The sequence below is a fragment of the Niveibacterium umoris genome (assembly GCF_014197015.1).
GTDB lineage: Bacteria > Pseudomonadota > Gammaproteobacteria > Burkholderiales > Rhodocyclaceae > Niveibacterium > Niveibacterium umoris.
The window spans coordinates 1,640,850-1,665,308 of sequence record NZ_JACIET010000001.1; the positions used below are offsets into that span (position 1 = coordinate 1,640,850).

Below are 24,459 nucleotides of genomic sequence, written 5' to 3' on the forward strand. Positions count from 1 at the left end.
TATATATCGCGCTTTTCCCCTGCGCGATTGTTTTGCGTCAATCCCTTACGTCAGCTGGACAAATCGATGCCCGCCACCCGAACCGCAGTGATCGCAGGCAGCACCGGCCTGGTCGGCCGCCACTTGCTCGATGCACTGCTTGCATGCAATGACTATGCCCGCGTGATCGCGCTGGTGCGCCGCGCCTCGGGACTGTCACATCCCAAGCTGGAAGAGCGCGTCGTCGATTTCGCGCGGCTCGACGAGACAGCACTGGCGCTGCCGATCGACGACGTGTACTGCTGTCTTGGCACGACGATCCGCGTCGCGGGGTCGCAAGCCGCTTTCCGCATCGTCGACCATGACTACCCGGTGGCGCTGGCGCGCCTGGCGGTCGCCCGCGGCGCAAAGCGCTTCCTGCTGATTTCCGCGCTTGGCGCCCACCCGGCGGCGTCGGTCTTCTACAACCGGGTCAAGGGTGAGACCGAACATGACATCGCCAAACTAGGGCTGGCGGAGCTTTGGTGCTTCCGCCCTTCCCTGCTCGACGGTGAGAGAGCCGAATCGCGGCCGGGCGAACGCCTTGGCCTCGCACTCGGGCGGTTCGTGTCACCGCTGATGTGGGGTAGCCTGCGGCGTTATCGGCCGATACGTGCAGAAACCGTCGCCCGCGCGATGCTGCGTTGCGCGCTGGGCACAGGCGCGGTGCCGGGCCCGGTCGAATCCGAGGCAATCGCGCAAATCGGCGCCTGATCCGGCGTTTGGCCGAGGCCGGGCGCAATCAGTCGAGCATCAGTTCTGCACCGGCGACCGGCGTTTCGGCAGTCAGCCCGAATCGCGCATGAAGCGCCGAAGCCAGCGCGGCACGTGCGACGTCCTCACCATGGGTAAGCACCACCCGCGGTTTGGCCGGCGCAAGTGGCGCCAGCCAGTCGAGCAGGCCTTCGCGATCGGCATGGGCGGAGAAGCCTTCGAGCTGTACCACCTCGGCGCGCACCGCGATCGTCTCGCCGAAAATCTCGACCTCGCGCGCGCCTTCGGCGAGTTGCCGCCCCAAGGTGCCGGGCGCCATGTAGCCGGGCAGGATCACCAGCACGTCCTTGCGCCAGAGGTTGTGACGCAGGTGATGCAACACCCGCCCGCCTTCGCACATACCGGCTGCGCTCATGATCATGCAGAACGCATCCGAATCGTTGAGCAAGCGCGACTCGGCTGCGCTTTCCACGATGCGCAGGGTGTCTGGTACCTGCCCGCCGTGTCCAAGGCGGCGCGCTTCGGCGTCCTGCAATTCGCGGTGCCGCGCGTAAATGGCGCTGGCGCGAGACGCCATCGGACTATCGAGAAAAACCGGGAACGGTGCGACGATGCCCTCGCGGAAGGCATGCGCCAGCTCATACAGCAGGACCTGCGAGCGCCCCACGGCGAAGGCCGGCACAATCATCCGGCGGTGTTCCGATACCGCACGGCGCAGCAAGGCATGGAAGGCCGCCAACGCGTCCGCCCGCGGTGGACGACTACGGTCGCCGTAAGTCGATTCGAGGAAGACCACGTCCGCCTGGGGTGGCGTCTGTGGATCGCACAGGATAGGTGCGTCACGCGCCCCGAGGTCGCCGGAGAACACCACCCCGAGCGGTTCGGCGTCGGTACGCTGGATACGCATTTCGACGCTCGACGAACCAAGAATGTGCCCTGCGTCGTGCAGACGCACTGCCACACCGGGCGCAATGTCGCGCCATTCGCCATAAGGCAGCGGCACAAAGCGGCGCACCAGTGCTTCGACATCGTCGACGGTGTAGAGCGGGCTCAGATCACGGCGTCCGGCACGGCGCAGGCGGCGATTGGTGCGCGCGGTGTCCTCTTCGGCAATGCGGGCGGAATCGAGCAGCAAGACTTCGGCCAGTTCCAGCGTCGCCGGGGTCGCAAAGATCGGGGCCCGCGCGCCGTGCGCCGCAAGCAGCGGCAGGCGGCCGGAATGGTCGATGTGGGCATGGGTCAGCACGGTGCCGACCAGCCGTCGGGGTTCGACCGGTTCGATCACCCGGTTGCGGCCCTCGCTGTCCCGTCCCCCCTGGAACATGCCGAAGTCCACAAGCACCCTGGCCTCGCCGGTATCGACCCAGTAGCCCGAGCCGGTCACCTCGCCCACCGCGCCACAGAATCGCACGCTGATCATTGCCGCCCCCCGCCTGGTCGCACAGGCAATGAGCCCTGCGTTCCACAAACCATTGTCCGCCCGCCGGCCGCATCGCTCAAGCGGGACGCGCGCGACGACGGCCCGCTCAGCGGTGGTGGTGAGGGTGCCTTGGTGAGCGAGCATGGCGCGCCGACGCTTCCGGCTGCGGCGGCGCAAGCGCACGGCCCGGCGCTTCGCGCGCCAGGCGCACGCAGGTCTCGATGACCGCGACCAGGGTTTGCGGGATGCTCGACGGTCCGCGATCCTGCACCGATGCGATGATTGAAAACGCCAGCCCCGGTTTGGATCGGCGCCCGATCGCACGATCGATCACCCGATGGGGCGTGCCCGGGCTGCTCGTGACCAGGCCCGCGGCCTCGCGATAAACCGACTCGAATCCGTGCGCCCAGAAGCAATGCTCGATGTCCTTTTCGCGCAGCAGGCTCAGGCGTTCGGCGATCGGCTCGGCGACCGCGTGTCGACGCGCGGTCTCGGCGTAGGCCTGGCCGGCGCGATCGCCGTCGGCCAGCACATGCCACTGGATCTTCAAGGCCTGCGCCATCTTGATCAGCGGCCCGAGCCCGCATTGCGCAAACTCGACACAGGTCACCCCCTCCTGCGCAAAGTCATACCCCAGCACCCGCGCCAGTTCTGACAGCACCCAGAACTCGGTCTCGCCTTCCACCAGCAACCAGCAGCGCGCAAAGCTGGCAACCCCGTTGCGGATGCGCAGGTGGTAGGCAAACTTGCGCAATTCCTCGGGCTTGAATTTCTGCGTATCGACCTGGAACGCGCCCACCGCGCCACCATGTCGAACCAGGCGTCGCAGGGCCGCCAGCGGCGCGGCCGCGAGCAGATCACCCGACTGCGTGGTCACGAGTTTCTGCAGGTTGATCGGTTCGAGCAGGCTCCACAACGCCGACAGCGTCATCGGGTGCAGATGGGCCTCCGGGTCTTCGATGAGCAGCAGCGGGCGCGATTCCGGCGCGAAGGTGCCGCTGCCGTCGCGCACCAGCGCCGCCGCGATCAGCAGCATCGCGATCTTGCGCGAGGCGGTGCCGGACAACGGCAGTGCATGGCTCGGGCCAGGCGTTGCGGGCAGATCGCCCAGCACCTCGGCGAGGTGCTCGCGCGACGGCCCCTGCTCCACACCAAGGCCCGGAATGCTGCGCCTGAGCAGTTCGCGCGCAGCCAGGTAGCCAGCGTTCAAGTCATGCTCTGCGCTGCCGGAAACGCCGGCGTCGAGCGACTCCCAGTAGCGCGCCACGGCCTGCGACAGACGATCGAGTTCGCTTGCGCCGTTTTCGCGGACCGCCAAAGCGGCACCGACGCCAAGCATGCGACTGCTGCGCGCCTGGATCAGCGGGCAAAAGCGGCGCACCACGGCAATCAGTTCGGGGGCTGCCGGGTGTTCGGCACCTTGCGGCGTGCGCGTGATCCAGCGCGACCGCAGATTTGTAGCGTTCACCCGCAGGCCCAGCGTGAAACCGCGCCGCCCACGGGCAACCCAACCCGCTGCTGCACGCGGCAATTCGAAGGATGCTTGATCCCATTCGCAGGCTTCGCGCTCGGTGAAGTGCAGATCGATCGCAATGCCGAGCGCCCGCGCGCCCGTGTGCGGGGCCGGCTGATGCACATCCGACGCTGAAAACTCCGGAGCCCCGGATGGCCACGGCCCGAGCACCGCGGCAAGCGCGTCGAGCACGGCAGTCTTGCCGACGTCGTTTTCGCCGATCAGCACCGTCGTCGCATCAAGGCCTATCTGCACCCGTTCGATGACGCGAAAGTTCTCGATCCGGATCTCGCTCAGCCACATGGGCCCGCACTCCCTGAGCCGCGCAACGGCGGCGCCCGGCCTTCAGGTCAGACGACGGCCGGCATCACCCGCGGAAACTCGATTTCAAAACGAACGCCTTCGCCGGGCCTTGATTCGAGACTGATTTCGCCACCCAGCTTGCCGACCACCAGATTGTGCACGATGTTGAGCCCGAGACCGGTGCCACCATCGTTACGGCGCGTGGTGAAGAAAGGTTCGAAGACCCGCGTCTGCAGTTCCGGCGCGATGCCATGTCCGTTGTCGGCGTATTCAAGCCGCACGCGGTCGCCGTCGCCCGTCACCACAATCTGGATCGACGGCTCGGCATGGGCCGCAAAGGCATGGCGGCAACTATTGACGATCAGGTTGGCGACGATCTGGGCGATCACGCCCGCGTATCCGTCGATGACCAGCGACGCGTCGCACTCGACACGCGGCGTCACCGGTACGCGCTTGGTTTCGGGCCGCAGGCTGGTCACAAGGGATTCGAGCACTTCGGCGAGAACGAAACGATCGCGAACGCCGGCGACCTGATCCACCGCAGTACGCTTGAAATCGCGGATCAGTCGGTTGGCCCGATCGAGGTTGGATGCCAGCAAGGTGAGCGCATCCTCTGCCTGTTCGGAAAAGGCTGCAAAGCTGGCGCGGGTGAGGCGACCATTGGCGAAGTCGGTGCGCATTTCCGCAAGCCGTTCGCGCAGCGTCGAGCTGGCGGTGACCGCCACGCCAAGCGGTGTATTGACCTCATGCGCGATGCCAGCCACCAGCCCGCCAAGCGCAGCCAGCTTTTCCCGTTCCAGCAAGGTATCGCGGGTATGCGTCAGCAGATCCATCGCTTCGTGCAGCTCGCGCGTGCGGTCGGCGACACGCCGTTCGAGCGATTGATTGAGCTCGCGCAGGGCGCGCTCCGATCGCTGCAGGGCGTGCGCCGTCATCGCGCGGCCGATCACGTCGGCCAGCGCAGCAACGAGGCGCCCTTCATCCGGCTGCCATGCTCGCATCGCGCCGACGTGTTCACAGCACACGATGCCGACCATCTCGCCACGATGGCGGATCGGTACATCCAGCATCGAGCGGATGCCCTTGGGGTCAAGGTAAGCGTCGCGGAACTCCGCGGTCCGCGGATCGCCGCGCGCATCGTCCGCGAGCAAGGCGCGCTCGCTGTCGAGGGCCGCGAAGTACTGCGGGTAGGTCTCGCGCGTCAGCGTCACCGGTTCGTGCAGGATCGAACCGGCGGTGCGATCGAGCAGCGCCATGCAGCAGATTTCGGCGCGCCGCTCCCCGAGCATCCAGATGCTCACCCGCTGCACGGCAAGGCCCTCGGACGCCGCCTCAAGCACCAGGTCATAGACCTCGTCAAGCCGCCCGCCGTCAATCGCGGCAGAGCGCGAGACGCGCAGCAACAATGCGTCGAGCCGATCGGGATCGGCGCTCATGCGTCGGGGAAACGTTCGCGAATCGCCACGAAGCGCCCGAAGTCACCCAGCAGCGCAGCGACCAGTCGCGGATCGAAACGCTTGCCCGATTGCGCTTCAAGGTAGCTGCGGATTTCTTCGTCCGGCCAGCGCGTGCGGTAGGGCCTGGCAGTACTCAGCGAATCGAAGGCATCCGCGAGGGCGACGATGCGCCCGACCAGCGGGATCGCCTCGCCGGCGAGGCCGGCCGGGTAGCCCGAACCATCCCAATGCTCGTGGTGCGAGCGCGCGATCTGCGCGGCGATCTGCATCACTTCGCGATCGGAGCGTGCGAGCAGTTCGGCGCCCACCACGGCATGGGTCTTCATCGCCGCCCATTCCTCAGGATCCAGCGTCCCGGGCTTGAGCAGGATTGCATCGTCGATCGCGATCTTGCCCACGTCGTGCAGCGGGGCCGCATGCAGGATCATGCGAGCGGCACGCTCGTCCAGCCCGATGCTGAGCGCCAGGGCGTGGCTGATCCGCGCCACCCGCTCGACATGCGCAGCCGACGGCGCTCGGCGCTGTTCGACGGCATCGCCGAGCAGGCTGACCACCTCGCCCTGCGCCGCTTGCAGTTCTTCGAGTACCGTCAGGTTTTCGAAGGTCAGCGAGACGTTGATGGCGTAAAGCTCGAGCAGTTCACGCTCGTGAACGCCGATTTCGGTCTTCAACTCGACATACAGCAGGTTTTCCTGCCCGCTGTGGTTGCGGTGGTAGAGCACGTAGTCGTGCTCGCCGTGCAGGCTCTCGCGCCGCTGCAGAGCCTCCTTGAAACGTGCCGAAATCGCCGGCGGGAGGCTTTCCAGATCGCCCTGATCGGCAAACTCCACCAGGGATCCGCTGGCCGCCAGCGTACGTGCGGCGCGCGGCGACTTGTCGCTGGCCGGCAATACCAAGCAATAGATGGCGGAATCGTTGAGCCCGAGCAGGTCGGTCAGTTGGCCCAGCACGGCCGAGGCGAACTCGCGCAGCGAGCCGGTGCGCAGGATGTCGGAGGTCGCGAGGATCACCCTGCGCATACCGTCGCGCTGACGGGATATGGTGGTGATGTCGCGGTACGCCCGCAGCCCCGAGTAGAGCAGCGTTCGCAGTTTCTGCGCGGTGAGCTCGGTCTTTTCCTTGTAGTCGTCGATGTCGTATTCACGGATCACCCGATCGACCGGGGCGTGCCCGGGCTGGCCGGTGCGCAGATAGACCCGCGTCGTATGGTTGGCGCACTGCACCCGGATGTACTCGACCAGCTTCAGGCCAGCATCCTCGGACTCCATCACCACGTCGATCAGCGCGACCGCAATCTCTGGCTCGCGATTGAAGATCTCGCGCCCCTCGATGCCGCTGTGCGCCGACAGGATCTCGACCTTGCGGCCAAGAAACTCGAATCCGCTGAGCGCAAGACGGGTGACTGCGACCACCTCGGGGTCGTCATCCACCACCAGCATCTTCCAGGTGGGCGCGTTGCGGCTCGCCGCAGCTTTGTCCGGCATCACCGGATCATCATCGGCAAACAGGAATTCCATCGTCCGTGCTCCAGTCGCGCCGGCTTTCCCCTTCCCGGGTAGCCGGCTCCCTGCTATTACGGCACGGACTCAGCTGTCTGAAGCGCTATCGGCAACAACCAGCACACCTGCCCGCAGCCCCGGCTTCACGCCGGGGTTGGGAAAGACAATCCGCTCGCCGGCACCGGCCATCCAGCGGGCATCGCCATCCTCGGCGATGAGCGCACCGGGCGCGAATCCGGTGAAGTTCGGGGCGTCCGGCGGCAGGTTCAGCCGGAACGCATCGCTGGCCTTGATGATTTCGCGGCTGACCCGGAACGTGATCGGCGTCGCGCGAGCCGGCGGCAGCGGCGCCGCGCTGACCAGCGCACGCAAGCACGCAGCGGTGGCTTCGAATTCCGTGGCTGCGCCCTCGCCCAGCTTGCGCACCCGACCAAGCTCGAAGGTGAATGCCTCCCCCCCGTGCGCGCGCACGCTCAGCGCGCTGAAGGTTGGCGCGGCATCGCCCGCCAGCATCACCGCCTCGATACCGCAGGCGGCAAGCAGGGCATGCAGCTCGGGGGTCAGACAAGCGCCGCGGCTGGGCGCCACCGCGAAGCACTCGTAGATCGAAGCCCGGATCGCGCTGTGCAGGTCGAGATGCAGGGCCGCCCCAAAGCGATCCGCGAAAGCCGCGCGGGCGGCGAGCAATGCCTGTGCGCGCGGTCGTTCGCGCGAACCGGGCGCGCCCGTGGCACCCGCAAACAGCCGGTTGAGGTCGTCGTCGAGATAGCGGCGCCCGGCGCGCAGCGCTGCGAGATTGCCGAACGCCAGCAGCAGCGGCACCCGCACGCACAGTTCGCCGCGCACCAATGCATCCGCCAGTTCGCACAGCACCTCGACCGGCGCGGTCTCGTCACCGTGAATGCCGGCCGAAATCACCAACGGCCGCCCGCCCAACTGCGCCGGCGCGATCATCCAGACGCCCGCAGCCAGCTTCTCTACCGTTGCGCCGCAGGGCAGCGACGGCGGCAGGTCGGCTTCGTCGCCGGCCAGCAGGGCGCTGAGTAGACCCATGTCAGACCAGCTGGAAGGGGTAGACCGACCCAATGCCGAGGATCTGCGTCAGCTCGTCGAGCGCCGTGCGGCATTCGTCGAGCAGGCGCACGTCCGCAAGATCGGCCACGCTAAGCCGGTCGCGGTAATGCCTGCCGACCCAGTCGGTCAGGCGTGCGTACAAGGCGTCGTTCATCCACACGCCCGGCGTAACCGCCGCCGCCTCGGCCTCATTGAGCACAACACGCAATCGCAGGCAGGCAGGTCCGCCGCCGTTCTTCATCGACTGCTTGAGATCGAACACGGCGACTTCCGCGATCGGGCCACCGCTGGCCAGCAGGGCTTCGAGGTAGGCCCACACGCGCGGGTTGCGGCGGCACTCTTCCGGCACCACCAGCAGCATCCGGCCATCCGCACGCGCCAGCAGCTGACTGTTGAACAGGTAGGTCGATACCGCGTCGGCGACGCTGACTTCGGCGGCCGGGACTTCGACCGCGCGCAGCGCGGTGTCGCCAAGTCCGCGCTGCACGTCGGCGAGCAGGCGCGCCTTGTCGTGGAAGGCAAGCTCATGGAAGAACAGCACGTCGCGGTTGCCTACGGCGATGACGTCGTTGTGGAACACGCCGGCGTCAATCACCTCGGGATTCTGCAGCGCGATCACCGTGCGCTCTGGCGCAAGTCCGTGCAGGTGCGCGATGGCCTCGCAAGCCTCACGGGTCTGCCGCGCCGGATAGCGTTTCGGCGCCGGTTCGCTGGCAAAGGCAGCGCGGCCATAGACGAACAATTCAACGCCTGGCGCACCGTAATCGCCACACAGGCGGGTGTGGTTGGCCGCGCCCTCGTCACCGAACTGCGCACAGTCCGGCAGTGCCGGATGGTGCGCGAAATGCGCGGGGTCCGAGAAGATTGCGCCAAGGATGCGCCCGGTGGTCGGATGCTCGATCGAACGATGGAACTTGTTGTTCAGATTGGCCGGCGTGAAGTGTGTGCGGCCATCGGCGGTATCGGCCGACGGGCTCACGGTCGCCGCATTGGCGGTCCACATGCACGACGCCGAGCTGACCTGCGGCAGCAGCGCGGGTGTCGTATCCGCAACCATTCTCAGCACCTGCGCGTCACTGCCGGTATAGCCGAGGCGCCGCAGCATGGCGATGTCGGGGCGCTCGTGCGGCGGCAACACGCCTTGCCGGAAGCCGCGATCGGCCAGCGCCTTCATCTTGGCCAGCCCTTGCAGGGCCGCCTCGCGCGGGTTCGACAGGTCGCCGATGTTGTTCTGCGAGGCGACATTGCCAAAGGACAGGCCGCCGTAGTTGTGGGTCGGCCCGACGAGGCCATCGAAGTTCGCTTCGAATGCAGTCATAGCGGATGCTCGGGTGAGTTGCAGCGTCGCCGCAGCTGCGGCGCGCAGACGAGAAATATCTTGCGGTTGCACTGCAGCCAGACGGCCGCCGGCGCCCTTGCGCCGGTCAGCGCAACGTCAGGCTCAGGCGTGCAGGTCCAGCCCCGGCGGCAGTTGCGCCGGCAGTTCGGGGTGCGCGGCTTCCATGCCGGCCACCGGGTAGGCGCAGTAATCCGCGGCGTAGTAGGCGCTCGGCCTGTGATTGCCGGAATGCCCGACACCACCGAAGGGCGCAGCGCTCGACGCGCCGGTCAGCGGCTTGTTCCAGTTCACGATGCCGGCGCGCGCATCGCGCCAGAAACGCTCGAACAAGGCCGCGTCATCCGACAGCAGCCCGGCCGCGAGACCGAAGCGGGTCGCATTGGCAAGGCGCATCGCCTCGTCGAAACCCTGGTAGCGCTGCACCATCAGCAAGGGGCCGAAGTGCTCTTCGTCGGGCAAGTCCGGCACCGGGGTGACATCGAGGATGCCGGCAGACAAGAGCCCGCTTCCGCTCTGCAGGCTGCGCATTTCGAGCAGCGGCACCGCGCCCTTGCCGATCAGGGCAGATTGCGCGGCGAGCAGGCGCTCGGCGGCCGCCGGTGAAATTACCGCGCCCATGAACGGGGCCGGCGACTCATCCCATGCGCCCACGCGCAGCGCCGCCGCCACACGCACCAGCCGCGCCAGCAGCGCATCGCCCCACTCGCCCGCGGGCACCAGCAGGCGGCGCGCACAGGTGCAGCGCTGGCCGGCCGAAATGAAAGCCGACTGCACGATCGTGAAAATGGCAGCGTCGATGTCGGCAACATCCTGCACGACGAGCGGGTTGTTGCCACCCATCTCCAGCGCGAGGATCTTTTCCGGCTGGCCGGCAAACTGGCGGTGAAGCAACTCGCCGGTCGCGTGGCTGCCGGTGAAGAACAGGCCGTCGAGCTGCGGGTGCGCCGCCAGCGCGACGCCGGTTTCGCGCCCGCCTTGCAGCAGGTTGAGCACCCCAGCAGGCAGTCCCGCGGATTCCCACAGCTCGACCGTACGCTCAGCCACCGCCGGCGCGAGTTCCGAGGGCTTGAAGACGACCGTGTTGCCGGCAATCAGCGCCGGCACGATGTGGCCGTTGGGCAGATGGCCAGGGAAGTTGTAGGGGCCGAACACCGCCACCACACCGTGCGGGCGGTGACGCAACACCGCACGCGTGCCAGCGGTTTCGCTTTCGCGGCTGCCGGTGCGTTCCTGGTAAGCGCGCAGCGAAATCTCGATCTTGCCGACCATGGTCTGCACTTCGGTCGCCGCTTCCCAGCGCGGCTTGCCGGTTTCGCGACCGATCAGGTCAGCCAGTTCCGCCGCGTTGGCGGTGAGCGCTTCACCGAAACGACGCACGATGGCGATGCGCGCATCGACGCCAAGGTCGCGCCACGCAGCGAATGCCGTGCGCGCCGCTGCGATTGCGGCATCCACCTGGGAAGCGTCGGCGGCGCGGCCGCGCCACACGATCTCGCGCGTGACCGGGTTGCGGCTTTCAAGCGGCGCGCCCGCGCCGGTCGCCCATTGATCGCCGATCAGATGATCCGCCATGCGGTGTCTCCGTCCTGTCTCAGCGTGCCGGTTGAAGCGGCACGATGCGGATGCTCTCGCCCGCATCCAGTTCAAGCGCGGCGAGGCTTTCGTCGTCCAGCGCGAAACGGCCGCTGTCGTCGAGCGCACCCCGCGCCAGCACTACGCGGAACTCCTGCTCGCGCCGGTTCGAAACGAGGTGCAATGCGCCACCGGTCGACGCGCCGGAGGCGGCTTCGCAGACCACGCTGTCGCGCACGGCACGGATGCCGGCGACAGAGGACTCCACTGCGGGCCCGGCATCGAAAATATCGACGTAACCCTGGTAGGCAAAACCTTCGGCTTCCAGCATCGCCCGTGCCGGCCGGGTGGACTCATGCACCTCGCCGATCACCTTGCGTGCTTGTTCGGACAGGAACGCGGTGTAGACCGGGTGCTGCGGCATCAGCTCGGCGATGAAACTCTTGTTGCCGATGCCCGAGAGGTAGTCCGCCTGCGAAAAATCCATGCGGAAGAAGTGGCGGCCCAGGCTATCCCAGAAGGGAGAGCGCCCCTGCTCGTCCGACACGCCACGCAGCTCGGCAATGACCTTCGCCGCGAAACGCTCGGGGAACTCAGCGAGGTACAGGAAGCGCGCTTTCGACAACAGGCCACCGTTGCCGCCGCGCCGGTGTTCCGGGTGCAGGAAGAGCGAGCACAGCTCGGACGCGCCGGTCAGGTCGTTGGTCAGAAAGAGCGTCTGCAACTGGCGATAGACGCCGATTTCACGCGAGCAATAGACCGCTGTGCCCACCCGGTAGTTGTACCAGGGTTCGTCCAGCCCGACGGCCGCCGCGACGCCGCTGGTGCCGACGAGGTGGCCGGAGCGGGTGTCTTCCAGCACGAACAGGTAGTTGGCCTGGGCCTTTTCAAGGCGGGCGCTGAACGAGTCGACCGAGATCTCGATGCGGCGGCCGAGACGTTCCTCGTTCGGCTGCAGCGTGGTAACGCCGATGCCCGCGCCGCGCGCCAGATCGATCAGCGCAGCGTGGTCACCATAGGCTATGGGGCGGAGTCGCATGGTAGGTGTTCTTCTCAGAGCGGCGCCAGGATCACGCTGTCGCCGGCGCCAACGCGCAGCGACTGCATGTCGGGTTCCGACAGCCAGACCTCGCCACGTTCGGAGTCGAAAGCCGCTTCCGTCAGGATGGCGCGGAAGCCGGGCAGGTCGAGGTTGCCCACGAGGTACTGACCGCCGTCGGCCCCCGGCGGATGCGCAACCACGGTGGCACGCGAATGCGTCGCGATGGTACGGATTTCCTCGGTACGCGCCTGCACCACGGCACCCGCATCGAAGATATCGACGTAGCGCTCGGTCTCGAAACCCTCGCGCAGCAGGATCTCGCACGGCAGGCGCGAGAACGGATGAATCTGGCCGATTGCCTCTTGCGCTTCGCGGGGCAGCAGCGGCACATAGATCGGGTGCTGCGGCAGCAGTTCGGCGATAAAGGAGCGCCCCTTCACACCGCAGTAGAACTCCGCGAGCGGATAGTCGATGCCGAAGAAGTGGCGCCCGACCGAATCCCAGAACGGCGCGTGGCCATCGTCTTCGCAAAGCCCGAGCATTTCGGACACGACATGATCGGCAAAACGCTGGCGGTGCGCCGCGATGAAAAGCATGCGCGCGCGAGACAGCAGATCCGGGGTGTCGCCCTGCTTGTAGGCCGGATCGAGCACAAACGAAGTCAGCAGCGTCGCGCCAGTGAGGTCGTGACACAGCGTCAGCACATGCACCCGGTGGTGGATGCCCAGTTCGCGACTGGCGTGCGTCAGGGTTTCGTTGCGGTAGTTGTAGAAAGGTTCCGAGAACCCGGCCGACGCGACGATGGCCGAGGTACCCACAACTTCGCGGTCCTGTTCGCGTTCGAGCACGAAGAAGTAGCTCTCCTCGCCGCAACCCGACACGTCTGCGGCCAGCGAGGCCTGCGACGAGGCGATCTTGTCGAACAGCTTGTCGCGGCTGCGCGGCAGCGATGTCACACCGACCGGGCTGGCGCCGGCGATGCGCTCCACTGCGGGCAGATCGGAATACGCGGCAGGCCGCAGAACGAGTCGGTCCATGCGGGCCTCAGTTGGCGAACGCGGCATTCACCGCGCGTTCAAGGCGCGCCAGGCCCTCGTCGATCTCGGCGTCGGAAATGACCAGCGACGGCGCCATGCGCACGATGTCCGGACCCGCCATGAGGACCATGACGCCCTCGCGGGTCGCCGCGGCCAGCACGTCTTTCGCACGGCCGGCGTACTCCGGCTTCAGTTGCCAGCCGAACCACAGGCCGCGGTAGCGCACTTCAGCAAACGCACCACAACGCTCGCCGATGGCTTCGAGCCGCTTGGCGATGCGATCCGCCTTTGCAGTAACACCGTCGAGCACTTCCGGCGTATCAACCAGTTCCAGCACCGCGTCGGCCACGGCACAGGCGAGCGGATTTCCACCGTACGTGGTGCCATGCGTGCCGACCTGGAAATGCTTCGCCCACGCATCCTTGGTGAGCATCGCGCCGATCGGGAAGCCGCCGCCGATACCCTTCGCGGTGGTCAGGATGTCCGGTTCAATGCCATACAGTTCGTAGGCATACAGCTTGCCCGTGCGGCCCACACCGGACTGCACTTCGTCGAAGATCAGCAGTGCGTCGTTCTCGCGCGTGAGTTCGCGCAGGCCCTGCAGGAACTCCGGCGTCGCCGGAATGATGCCGCCCTCGCCGATGATCGGCTCGACGATCACCGCGCAGGTGTTCTTCGAGATGACGCGGCGCACCGCCTCAAGATCATTGAAATCGACGTGGATGATGCCAGCCGGATTCGGCCCGAAGCCCGACGAATACTTCGCCTGCCCGCCACACGACACGGTGAAGAAGGTGCGGCCGTGGAAGGAACCGTTGAAGGCGATGATGTCGATCTTCTCCGGTCCGAAACGATCGATCGCTACCTTGCGCGCAAGCTTGAGTGCGGCCTCGTTCGCCTCGGCGCCCGAATTGGCGAAAAACACACGATCGGCAAAGGTGCGGCGCACGAGGCGGTCGCCGAGACGCAGCGCCGGTTCGTTGGTGTAAACATTGGACAGGTGCCACAGCTTGCCGGCCTGCTCGGTCAGCGCCGCCACCAGGCGCGGGTGGCAGTGGCCGAGGCTGGTCACGGCGATGCCGCCGCCGAAATCGATGTAGTCACGGCCATCCTGATCCCACACGCGGGAGCCTTCACCACGCACCGGCACGAAGGCCTGCGGCGCATAGTTGGGCACCATCACACGGTCGAAATCAGCACGCGAAAACGAGGCACTCATCATCTGTCCTTGCACATGAATCGTTGGGGGGATTGTAGGAAGCGCCGCAACAGGCGCCTTACAAGAACGCGACAGCGTTTTGTTTGGCCCGAGGGCGCAATCAGCGTGGGCGCCGCTACCGCCAGCGACTACTCGTCACCACGCTCAGCGACACCTGTCTGGGCAGCATCGGTATCGCCCTTGAGGCGATCTTCCCGCGGGGTCATGCCGAAGCGGTTGCGGTAGGCGCTGGAAAAGTGCGGGCCGGAGGCAAAACCGCAGGCGAGTCCGATCTGCACGATCGACTGCTTGGTGGCACGCAACAACTGGCGCGCCCGCTGCAGCCGCAGTTCAAGGTAGTACTGCGACGGAACCGCCTCCAGGTAGCGCTTGAAGAGTCGTTCAAGTTGCCGGCGCGAGACGCCGATGCGTTCCGCAATCTGGTCGGTGGTGAGCGGCTCTTCGAGGTTTGCCTCCATCAGCGCCACGGTGCGCGCCACCTTCGGGTCGACCGCCGGCCCCGCGCCCGCGCCCAGCGGCACCGGCTGGCGCTCTTCGCTGGCGCGGCCGCGCGGCAGCATCCAGCGTGCCGCAAGGGCATTCGCCGCCTCGGTGCCGTTGCGCACCGCCAGCCACGCCAGCAGCGCATCGACGACGGCGACCCCGCCGGAAACGCTCCACCACTTGCCGGTGCGCACGAAGATGCGGTCGGTGTAGCGGTGGTCGGGGTTCTGCGCGAGGTAACGTTGCGCCGCATGCCAGGGCAGTGCGAGCGTGAGACCGCCGAGCAGACCATGACGGGCGAGTCCGTAATGCGCGCCGCCGACCACCATGACCTCGGCGGCCGCCGTCAGCGCCTGCACCAGCGGCCCGCGCGGGCCGTCGCCGGTGCGTCCGGTTGCCTCGCCGCCGAACACGATGAGCAGATCAAAGGGCGGGGCGTCGCCAAGCGACAGATCGCCGCGCACCAGGTCCCCCCCCTCGCGGGGCAGCACCGCATCGCCCAGACACAGCGTCACCGGCGCCACAGGCGCGGCCCCTGCCTGATCACAGTCGGCAAGAAGGCTTCTCGCCAGCGCAGGCTCGGCGACGGCAAAACCCGGCAGGAGAAGAAGTCCGACACGCAACATGAACACTCTGGGTAGTCAGCCATGCCGGCTGGAAGCGCGCGAGTTTAGACGATTACACCGAACAGGCGCCTGTTCGTGTGGCCCGTCACCGCCAGCTCGCGCAATCAGCCGGAGCGGGAAAGCAATGATTCGCCTGCCACCGGGGCATCGGCCGCCGCTTCGCCGACCTGCCCCGCTGCGTTGCGCGGCAACAGCATTTCGAACACTGCGCCGCCATGAAGGCGGTTGTAGGCCCGGATGCAACCGCGATGGGCGACGACGATCTCGCGACAGATCGCCAGCCCGAGTCCGGTGCCGCCTGCGCCGGTCCGGGTTGTGCTGCTCTGCACGAATTTCTCGAACACCGCATCAAGTTCTTGCTCCGGAATTCCGACGCCTTCATCCTCGACTCGCACTTCGACCGCCGGAACACCCAATTCGTTTCGCGCGCCGTCCTCTGCCTCGATCACCACCGTCACCTTGCGCCCGGCCGGGGTGAACTTGATCGCATTGGCCAGCAGGTTGCGCAAGACTTGCGTGATACGCAGCGCATCGACCTCGGCCACAAGGTCGCCCGCGCCCGCGCGCAACTCCACACCAAGCTGCTTTGCCTGCGACAGCGGCTCCAGATCGTGGATCACCTCGCGCGCGACCCCCGCCAGATCGACGAACATGCAGTCGAGCGTCATGCGCCCGGCTTCGAGCTTGGAGAGGTCGAGCAGATCATTGATCAGCAGCATCAAACGGTCGCCGGAGGTCGAGATCCGCTCGAAATAGTTCTTCAGCTTTTCCGTGTCGGCGGTCTTCACCCGGTCCCGGCCAAGGCGGGCGAACGAGAGGATCGCGTGCATCGGTGTTCGCAGTTCGTGCGAGATGTTGGCCAGGAATTCCGACTTGGCCGCGCTGGCCTGTTCGGCCGCCAGCTTGGCCTGCGTGAGGTCTGCGGTCTGCTCGGCGACCAGGTCGCGCAGATGGTCGCGGTGCCTGCGCAGCTCTTCTTCCTGCTGGCGACGCTCGGTAATGTCGAGATAGAAGGTGACGAATCCGCCGGATGGCAGCGGCGTGCCGGAAATCTCCAGCACGGTGCCGTCCGGCCGCACCCGCTCGAAGCGGTGCGGCAGCATCTTGCGGGTCAGCGCGAGGCGATCGCTGACCAGGGCATCGACGTCGCCGGGCCCGTAGTCGCCGCGCAGGGCATTGAAGCGGAAGATCTGCTCCAGCGTCGGCATGCTGTGTTCGAACAGCGTCTCGGGCAGCGCCAGCACGCGTTTGAACAAGCTATTACAGGCGACCAGATCGAGGTTCGAGTCGATCAACGACACCCCGCCCGGCACGTTCTCGATGATCGCGCTGAGCATGGCCTGGCGATCACGCAGCGCAATCTGCGAGCGCATCTCGCCATCGATATCCTGCAACACGCCACGCAGCCGCGTCACCTTGCCGCCTTCGAATACCGGTTCGCCGCGCGCCCGCACCCAGCGCTCGCTCCCGTCGCCACGGATCAGGATGACTTCCAGTTCCCAAGGCTCGCCGTGCGAGACGGCGCGCTCGATGGCCGCGACCACCTTTGCCCGATCACCATCGTGATACATCTGCAAGGCGCGATCGAGCGGGATTTCGGTGCCCGCTTGCATGCCGAAGATCTCGTAGGTGATGTCCGAATACGCGCCCTGTCCGCTCGCCAGCTCGATTTCCCAGGAGCCCAATCGTGCGATGCGGCCCGCAGAAGCCATGAGCGCGTTGGCACGACGAATCGCCGCTTCGGCTTCGCGACGCTGGGTCATGTCCAGCGCCACGCCAAGCCATCCGGTAATCGCACCGCCGCGGCTGCGCAGCGCGCTGACCCCGAGCAGCACCGGCACCTGGCTGCCATCGCGGCGTACATAGGTCCATTCCGATTCTTCGCGCAGGCCGCGACGCGCCCGCGCCACGAAGGTCTCGAAGCCCGGTTCCACCGTTTCGCCCAGGCTCGCCGACAAGCTCGCAGCGCGCGCAGCCACTTCCTCTGGCAAGTGCCAGATCGCCGGTGTCGCGCGTGCAACCACCTCTTCCGCGGCATACCCCAGCAGGCGTTCGGCCGCCGGGTTGAAGTGGGTCACCAGGCCATCGGCGTCGGTTGCGATGATGGCCATCGCCGCGTTGTCGAGAATCGCACGCTGCAGCGCACTGGTACTGCGCAGCGCTTCCTCGACCTGCTTGTGCAGCGTCACCTCGATACGGATCGCCATGTAGCTGACCGGGCGCCCGTCGGGCCCGCAGCGTGGCGTGATCGTCGAGTCGACCCAATAGAAAGCGCCGTTCTTCGCCTTGTTGCGGATCGTCCCGCGCCAGACCCGCCCGGACGAAATCGTCGCCCACATCGCCGCGAAGAACTCCGGCGCGTGGTAACCGGAATTGAGGATGCGGTGATCGGCGCCGATCAATTCATCGCGCCCATAGCCGCTGATCTGCACGAAACGCTCGTTCACATCGGTGATGCGCCCCGCCGCATCGGTGATCGCGACAATCGCCGCCTGATCGAGCGCGAACTGACGGAATTCCAGTTCTGCACGCACCCGGCGCTGATCCTCGATACCCGCCTCAAGTTCGAGGTTCGCCGCCGCCAACGCCCGATTCTTGTTCTGCACCGTCAGCATCAGGCTGCACAGCGCGATTAACAGGCCCAAGACGATGAGGCCACCAGCCGCCACCAGGGAACGCGTCACCACCAGCGCGGCTGCACCGTAGCCCGGGCGGGCCTGTGCTTCGACCTGCCAGTCGCCGCCAGCGAAGTGAATCGGCGCGCGTGAACGTGCCGCGACCTGTGAAAACGGCAGATGCTGCCCGACACTCGCGATCGGCCGGCCCGCTTCGCTCAGTTCCAGACCCAGCTCTTCACGCGCCGACTTGGGGAAGAGCATCGGCGCAAACGCTTCGATGCGGAAGACGGTCACCAGCGTGCCGTCGGGCCGGCCATTGCGCTGCACCGGAACGAAGACCAGAAAACCCCGCCCGCCCTGGGCCAGATCGAAGACCGGTGTCGCGGTCGGGCGGCCGGTACGTTGTGCGGCATCGAGCCGCTGGCGCCGCACCCCGTTGCGATTGAGGTTTAGGCCCAGGACCTTTTCATTGCCCGCCAGGGGCTCGATCCAGCGAATGAAGCCCTCGGCGTCGGCCCATTCCACCGCAGTCGTGCCCGGCAGGTCGGCGACGAAGCTGCGCGCGTCGCGCCGCCACAAGGGTTCTGGCGTGCCACCCCCGGCTTCCCAGCGGATGCCCATGCGCCCGAGCGAGCGCATGCGCTCTTCCATCACCGTCTCGGCGGCGCGGGCAAGGCTGCTCACTTCGGAGTCCAGTGCACGCTGGGTCTGTAGTTCCTGCTGGTGGGTCAACGCAGACCAGAGCATTGCCAGTGCCAGCAACCCGATCAGTGCAAGCAGAACAGGCAGCGCGCGTTGCCCCGCTTTGCTCATCACCCCTCCTCTCCCCCGCGCCCGGTGCGCATTCCTGCATTAACGGTCGCGCCGGCGCCCGCTTGAGCAAGGCGCCCGACTGTGTGCCGCCGGTTGCACAGGGCCTTGGCGTGCGGCTTATGCGGCGTCCGCCTGGCGCTCGGGCGCGGCGGCGACGAAGGCATCCAGCGCGAGGCACGCTGCCTCGATGCGGCAGAGCGTCGGGTACGGCGCCAGATCGACCTCGAAGCGCCGTGCGTTGAAGAGTTGTGGCACCAGCAGGCAGTCGGCCAGCGTGGGGGCCTCGCCATGGCAATAACGCCCGGTGGCCGGGTCAGTTGCCAGTCGGGCTTCAAGGGCAGCAAAGCCGGTCTGCACCCAGTGGCGACACCAGGCGTGCTTCTGCGCATCGGTCACGCCCAGCGTGCCGGTGAGGTAGCCGAGCACCCGCAGGTTGTTGAGCGGGTGGATTTCGCAGGCGATGCTCTGCGCGATCGCGCGCACCCGCGCACGCCCCGCCGGATCGCCCGGCAGCAAGGGCGGCACGGGGTGGGTTTCATCGAGGTACTCGATGATCGCGAGCGACTGGGTCAGGACATGGCCTTCGTCCTCCAGCGCAGGCACCAGCCCCTGCGGGTTCAGCGCAAGGAAAGCCGGCTGCCGCTGCTCGCCGCCGCCGCGCACCAGATGCACCGGCACCATCTCGGGCGTGAGGCCCTTGAGGTTCAGCGCAATGCGGACGCGATAGGCGGCCGACGAACGAAAGTAGGTGTAGAGCTTCAGATGCGCGCCTTTCGCCATCAGACCCGGTAACGGGAAACGGTCTGCTGCATGTCGCGGGCAATCCTGTCGAGTTCGCGTGCGGTATCGGCGCTGCCTGCCGCCGCCGCCGCACTCTCGTCGGCCATCTGGGCTACCCGTTCGACCGACTGCGCAATGCTGGTGCTGGCGGTGCTTTGCTCGCGGATCGCGCTCGAGATTTCCTGCACCATTGCCACCGCCTGCCCGCTGGAGGCGCCAATCTGCTGGATCGCGTTACTGGCATCGCGCGCGCGCTCGACGCTGGCATTCACTGTTTCCACCGCCCCGCCCATGCTGCCCGAGGCCTCGCGCGCGCTTTGCCGCATCGCGTCGATGGTGCGGGTGATTACCTGCGTCGACGTTGCGGTGCGTTCGGCCAGCTTGCGCACTTCGTCGGCCACCACCGCGAAACCACGGCCCTGCTCGCCGGCCCGCGCCGCCTCGATCGCTGCGTTCAGCGCGAGCAGGTTGGTCTGGTCGGCCACTTCCTTGATCACCTGAACCACCTTGGAAATATCCTGGCTCTGCGATTCCAGCGTGGTGATGCGGTCCGACGCCTCGCCCACCCGCCGCGCGATCTCGTCGATGTCGCCCACCGTCTGCGCGATGATCTTGACGCCGTCCGCGGCAAGCCTGCCGGACTCGCTCGAGTGCGCGCTCGCGTCCATCGAGCGCTCGCCGACATGGTTGATGCTGACGGTCAGTTGCTCGACGGCCGCTGCCATGCTGGCCGCCGATTCGCTCTCCGCCGCCGCAGCAGTTGCAACCTGGTCTGAGGTCGTCGCCATCTCACTCGCCGAACTTGCTACCGAGCGCGTGGCCTGGGCGATCGACCCCAGGCTCGCCTGGAGCTTTTCAAGCAGGCGATTCACCGCTGCGGCCGTCCGCGCCACTTCGTCCTGCCCGCTGACCGGCACCCGCAGCGTGAAATCCAGTTCATTGTCGATGCGGGTGACCGTGTGCTCAACGGCGTTCAGCGACTTGCTGATGCGCTGCACCAGCACAAAGCCGAGGATCGCCAGCGCCGCACTGCAGCCCAGGCTCAGGGTCCAGGCCAGCGCAAGACCTTGCTTCTGCATCGCCTGAGCGCTTTCGTGCGCCGTGGCCGCCAGCTTGTTGTTGTACTCGACGTGTTTGCCTAGAAGATCGACGAGTTTGTTGCCGGTTTCCGAACCGCGCGTCGTCGCCAGTGCGGTGGCACCGGCGGTATCTCCGGCATTGGAGAGCTTCAACACCTCGGACAGATAGGCCTTGTAGTCGCCGAATGCCGCGACATCATCGGCCAGCATCTTCTTGTCAGTTTCGTCGACCACAAGCTTCTCGTAGTCTTTCAACTGCTTCTCGGCGCCTTCAAGTGACTTTGCAATGCGGCCCTCCATCTCGGTTTTCTTCGCCGCGTCGGTAAGGATGATGTGCTGCAACGCGCGAACGCGAAGCCGGAGTGTCTGATTGGTCGCTTCCTGCAGCACCGCATAGCTGGGCAGGATATTGTCGTTAACGTCATCCAGCGCCGTCCCCAACTGCGACGCCACCCTGACGCCGTTCAGCCCCACCACCAGCAGGGCCGCCACCGCGATCCCCACCATCAACCAAAGCCTGCGCGCAATCGTCAGATTCATGATCAACCCCGGTAAGGTCTGCAAGAAATTCGGGCACTGAAACGGTTTGCGGCAGGACGGACGAATACTTGAGCCGCAGACAGGGGTTTCATAGCACGCAGGCGAGCAGACTTCACCCAACAGCGAAGCAAGCCTTGCGATAGCCCAAGCGGCTGGGGCCAGCGGAGCGGATCACGACGCCCCGCGTGCGCAACGCTTCAGACGGGGTATGCGGCGACCACCTGATCGATTGCACCAAAGATCGACTGCCCGTCGGCACCGAACATCTCGATCGTGACGCGCTCGCCGTAGCCGAGATAAGGCGTGACCGGCTTGCCCTCCGCCAGGGTCTCGAGCATCCGGCGTTCGACGATGCAGGCCGAACCGCGCGAGCGATCGACGTTCGAGATGGTGCCGCTGCCGATGATCGAACCGGCTTCCAGCTCGCGGGTTCGGGCGACATGCGCGATCAGTTGCGGGAAGCCGAACACCATGTCGATGCCGCACTCCGGCCGGCCGAAGTGCTCGCCGCGAACGGTCACCTCCAGCGGGCGATGCACCCGCGCGCCGTCCCAGGCTTCGCCCAGCTCGTCCGGCGTCACCGCCACCGGCGAGAAGGCTGTCGCCGGCTTGCTCTGGAAGAAGCCGAAGCCCTTCGCGAGTTCAGCCGGGATCAGGTTGCGCAGCGTCACGTCGTTCACCAGCATGAGCAGCCGGATCGTGCCGGCGCACTGCTCGGGCGTCGCGCCCATCGGCATGTCGCCGGTGATCACGGCGACCTCGCCTTCAAGATCAACGCCCCAGGCGGTGTCGCGCACCGCGATCGGGTCGCGCGGGCCGATGAAGCTGTCGGAGCCGCCCTGGTACATCAGCGGGTCGCTCCAGAACTCGGGCGGCATCTCGGCGCCGCGCGCCTTGCGCACGAGCTCCACGTGGTTCACGTAAGCCGAACCGTCCGCCCACTGGTAGGCACGCGGCAAGGGTGAATGGCAGGCGGCAACGTCGAAGGGCTGGGCGTGGCGCGCATGGCCGTTGTTGAGCGCCAGCGACACTTCGGCGAGCTGGGGTGCGCAGCGATCCCAGTCGTCCAGCGCTGCCTGCAGCGTGCGGGCGATCTCCGGCACCGGCTGGCAGCGCGTCAGGTCGCGGGAAACGACGACCAGCGTACCGTCGCGGCCGCCGGTCTTGAGGGTGGCGAGTTTCATGTTGCCTCGGTGTGTTCGCGGCCCTCAGGCCTTGGGTTTCCAGGAATCGGCGTATTCATGCAGTTCAACCGCCCGCGCCGGCTCGTTCACTTCGAGCGGGAAGCGGGTGTCGATCATCACCGCGACCTCGTCCGTCTCCTTGCGTTCGGCCTTAAGTCCGGCGGCAAAGGCTTTCGGATGCGGCCCGTGGGTGAAGCCACACGGGTGCAGCGTCGTCATGCCGGGGCGGATGTTGTCGCGCGAAAAGAAGCTGCCGCGGTGGTAGAGGATGAATTCGTCGTAGTCGTCGTTCGAGTGATAGAACGGCACCTTCAGTGCACCGGGGTCGGATTCGATCGGCCGCGGCACGAAGGTGCAGACGACGAAGTTGCGCGCCACGAAGGTGGTGTGCGCCGAGGGCGGCAGGTGATAGCGGTGGCTCATCAGCGGCCGGATGTCGCGCCAGTTCACCCGGCAAGCCGCCAGATCGCCATGCCAGCCCACCGCGTCGAGCGGGTTGAACGGGTAGCGAATCGTCGTGAGCTTGCCCTGGTGCTTGACCTGCACCGCCCAAGGGCGGCTGCCGGCCTCGCCATCGCGTTGCGCGGCAAAGGCGTCGTCGAGCTTGGGCGTATCGAGCGCAGTCGCGTCAAAGATCGCATGCGGGCCGACGAGGCCCTTTTCCGGCAGCTGGTAGCTGCTGCCACTCGCCTCCACCAGCATCACCCGCGTCGGCTGGCGGGGTTCGAGCCGCCACATGGCGCCGCGCGGCAGCACGATGTAATCGCCGTCGCGGTAGTCGAGATGCCCCCAGTCGCAGAACAATGCCCCTTCGCCTTCATGGATGAAGAGCAGTTCGTCACCGTCGGCATTGCGAGCGAGTGCCGGCATCGGCGCATCGAGCAGCCACCAGCGGATGCGCGCATCGCCGTTGGAAAGCAGCGGATAGGCCTGGAACGGGCTGGCGGCACGTACTTCGAGTCGATTCAGGTCGAAGGCGTGCGGCCGCAGCGGGCCGTCGAATTCGGTCCAGCCGGTCGGTGCGTGCTTGTGGTGGAAGTGGCAGGCCGGGCCGAAGAAGCCCTCCTTGCCCATCTCGCGCTCGAAGGTGCCGTCCGGCAGGTCGCAGTGCGCCTGACGGGAGAATTCACCCTCGGCTTTGGGGTAACTGATCCAGCGTTTCATGCGGCGGATCTCCGGTTGAGGTCGTGGTGACGTGCCAGCGGTATCAGCGTATCGCCCCCCACGGTGACGGAAGGATCGATGATCGGCAAGCCCCGCAGCCGCGCGTACAAGGGCGCGAAGTCCTGCGCTGTCTCGCGGAACAACTGGTCGTAGCTGTCGATGACGAAGTAGGTGTCCTGGAAGCGGTCGATGCGGTACTCGGTCTGCATCACCCGCATCAGGTCGAAGCGCACCCGGTGCGGCGCCGGTGAATCGACGCAGTGCAGGATCTCGCCGCCGGAAGACAGGATGCCCGCCCCGTAAGTGCGCAGGCCCTGCGGTGTGTCGATGAGGCCGAACTCGACGGTGTACCAGTACAGCCGAGCAAGATAGCCCAGGCCGCCCAGCGCCGCTGCCTTCATGCCACCGCGGCCGTATTCCTGCAGGTAATCGGCGAACACCGGGTTCATCAGCAGCGGCACATGGCCGAAGAAGTCGTGGAACACGTCCGGCTCGACGATGTAGTCGAATTCTTCGGGCTTACGCAGCCACACCGTCACCGGAAAGCGGCGGTTGGCCAGATGGGTGAAGAACACATCGTCCGGGATCAGGCCCGGCACGCCGACGATCTGCCAGCCGGTGGCGCGGCCGAGAATGGCGTTCGCCACCTCAAAAAGCGGGATGCCATCGCTGAGCAGTTCGTTCACATGCTCGATGAACTCGTCGCAGGCGTAGCCCGGCAGCTTGCGGCTCTGCCGCTCGACGAGGCGGCGGTAGAGCGCATGTTCCTCGGGCGTGTAGGCCGCCCAGTCCTGATCAACGGTGTAGTCCGCGCGCATCTGCGAGTAATCGCCGCGCAGCGGGTTTTCGGGTTTCAGCATCGCGAACCCTCCTGAGGGATGAGGCGGGCCGCGGCCCGCGTGGCGCTCGTCGCACCCTCATGTGTACTGAGAGTGACGGCTTCACCGCGCGTTCCGCGGGGTCGG

18 protein-coding genes are annotated in these 24,459 nt (G+C 66.6%); 1 reads left to right on the top strand and 17 read right to left on the bottom strand.

Annotated features, from left to right (window positions below; genetic code table 11):
• Positions 1 to 66: 66 nt before the first annotated feature.
• Positions 67 to 732, top strand: coding sequence for an oxidoreductase (locus GGR36_RS07420; protein ID WP_183633670.1), 666 nt, complete (start codon positions 67 to 69; stop codon positions 730 to 732).
• Between the two features lie 28 nt (positions 733 to 760).
• Here GGR36_RS07420 and GGR36_RS07425 read toward each other — a convergent pair whose 3' ends face one another.
• The 17 genes from GGR36_RS07425 to phhA all read right to left on the bottom strand — a co-directional run bounded on the left by GGR36_RS07425 (position 761) and on the right by phhA (position 24,354).
• The gene (locus GGR36_RS07425; RefSeq protein ID WP_183633672.1) at positions 761 to 2,152 is read right to left on the bottom strand and encodes an MBL fold metallo-hydrolase RNA specificity domain-containing protein; all 1,392 of its coding nucleotides are present in this window, start codon (positions 2,150 to 2,152) and stop codon (positions 761 to 763) included.
• 106 nt (positions 2,153 to 2,258) lie between these two features.
• Positions 2,259 to 3,968, bottom strand: coding sequence for an ATP-dependent nuclease (locus GGR36_RS07430; RefSeq protein WP_183633674.1), 1,710 nt, complete (start codon positions 3,966 to 3,968; stop codon positions 2,259 to 2,261).
• Between the two features lie 47 nt (positions 3,969 to 4,015).
• The gene (locus GGR36_RS07435) at positions 4,016 to 5,404 is read right to left on the bottom strand and encodes a sensor histidine kinase (RefSeq protein ID WP_183633675.1); all 1,389 of its coding nucleotides are present in this window, start codon (positions 5,402 to 5,404) and stop codon (positions 4,016 to 4,018) included.
• Positions 5,401 to 6,942, bottom strand: coding sequence for a DUF3369 domain-containing protein (locus tag GGR36_RS21860; protein ID WP_183633677.1), 1,542 nt, complete (start codon positions 6,940 to 6,942; stop codon positions 5,401 to 5,403). Before GGR36_RS21860 ends, GGR36_RS07435 begins: the two co-directional genes overlap by 4 nt.
• Positions 6,943 to 7,011: 69 nt before the next feature.
• Positions 7,012 to 7,977: a succinylglutamate desuccinylase gene (locus tag GGR36_RS07445; protein ID WP_183633679.1), complete on the bottom strand. Its 966-nt coding sequence runs from the start codon at positions 7,975 to 7,977 to the stop codon at positions 7,012 to 7,014.
• A gap of 1 nt (position 7,978) precedes the next feature.
• On the bottom strand, positions 7,979 to 9,316 hold the full coding sequence (gene astB / locus GGR36_RS07450) for an N-succinylarginine dihydrolase (protein WP_183633681.1): 1,338 nt from the start codon (positions 9,314 to 9,316) through the stop codon (positions 7,979 to 7,981).
• Positions 9,317 to 9,439: 123 nt separating this feature from the next.
• The gene (gene astD, locus GGR36_RS07455; protein ID WP_183633683.1) at positions 9,440 to 10,909 is read right to left on the bottom strand and encodes a succinylglutamate-semialdehyde dehydrogenase; all 1,470 of its coding nucleotides are present in this window, start codon (positions 10,907 to 10,909) and stop codon (positions 9,440 to 9,442) included.
• Positions 10,910 to 10,928: 19 nt separating this feature from the next.
• Positions 10,929 to 11,948, bottom strand: coding sequence for an arginine N-succinyltransferase (astA, locus tag GGR36_RS07460; protein ID WP_183633685.1), 1,020 nt, complete (start codon positions 11,946 to 11,948; stop codon positions 10,929 to 10,931).
• A 14-nt stretch (positions 11,949 to 11,962) separates the two neighbouring features.
• On the bottom strand, positions 11,963 to 12,988 hold the full coding sequence (locus GGR36_RS07465) for an arginine N-succinyltransferase (RefSeq protein ID WP_183633687.1): 1,026 nt from the start codon (positions 12,986 to 12,988) through the stop codon (positions 11,963 to 11,965).
• Positions 12,989 to 12,995: 7 nt separating this feature from the next.
• A complete protein-coding gene (locus tag GGR36_RS07470) occupies positions 12,996 to 14,207 on the bottom strand; it encodes an aspartate aminotransferase family protein (RefSeq protein ID WP_183633690.1) in 1,212 nt (403 codons plus the stop codon).
• Positions 14,208 to 14,335: 128 nt separating this feature from the next.
• On the bottom strand, positions 14,336 to 15,316 hold the full coding sequence (locus GGR36_RS22090; protein ID WP_183633692.1) for a GlxA family transcriptional regulator: 981 nt from the start codon (positions 15,314 to 15,316) through the stop codon (positions 14,336 to 14,338).
• A 104-nt stretch (positions 15,317 to 15,420) separates the two neighbouring features.
• Positions 15,421 to 18,747, bottom strand: coding sequence for a PAS domain S-box protein (locus tag GGR36_RS07480; RefSeq protein WP_183633694.1), 3,327 nt, complete (start codon positions 18,745 to 18,747; stop codon positions 15,421 to 15,423).
• 117 nt (positions 18,748 to 18,864) lie between these two features.
• Positions 18,865 to 19,509 carry a maleylacetoacetate isomerase gene (maiA, locus tag GGR36_RS07485; RefSeq protein ID WP_183634934.1) on the bottom strand — a complete coding sequence of 215 codons (645 nt, stop codon included), beginning with the start codon at positions 19,507 to 19,509 and terminating at the stop codon, positions 18,865 to 18,867.
• 17 nt (positions 19,510 to 19,526) lie between these two features.
• Entirely contained in the window at positions 19,527 to 21,146 is a 1,620-nt protein-coding gene (locus tag GGR36_RS07490) for a methyl-accepting chemotaxis protein (protein ID WP_183633696.1), read from the bottom strand.
• A gap of 197 nt (positions 21,147 to 21,343) precedes the next feature.
• Positions 21,344 to 22,330, bottom strand: coding sequence for a fumarylacetoacetate hydrolase family protein (locus tag GGR36_RS07495; RefSeq protein WP_183633698.1), 987 nt, complete (start codon positions 22,328 to 22,330; stop codon positions 21,344 to 21,346).
• Between the two features lie 24 nt (positions 22,331 to 22,354).
• Positions 22,355 to 23,494 carry a homogentisate 1,2-dioxygenase gene (locus GGR36_RS07500; RefSeq protein WP_183633700.1) on the bottom strand — a complete coding sequence of 380 codons (1,140 nt, stop codon included), beginning with the start codon at positions 23,492 to 23,494 and terminating at the stop codon, positions 22,355 to 22,357.
• Positions 23,491 to 24,354, bottom strand: coding sequence for a phenylalanine 4-monooxygenase (phhA, locus tag GGR36_RS07505; protein ID WP_183633702.1), 864 nt, complete (start codon positions 24,352 to 24,354; stop codon positions 23,491 to 23,493). Before phhA ends, GGR36_RS07500 begins: the two co-directional genes overlap by 4 nt.
• Positions 24,355 to 24,459: the final 105 nt, after the last annotated feature.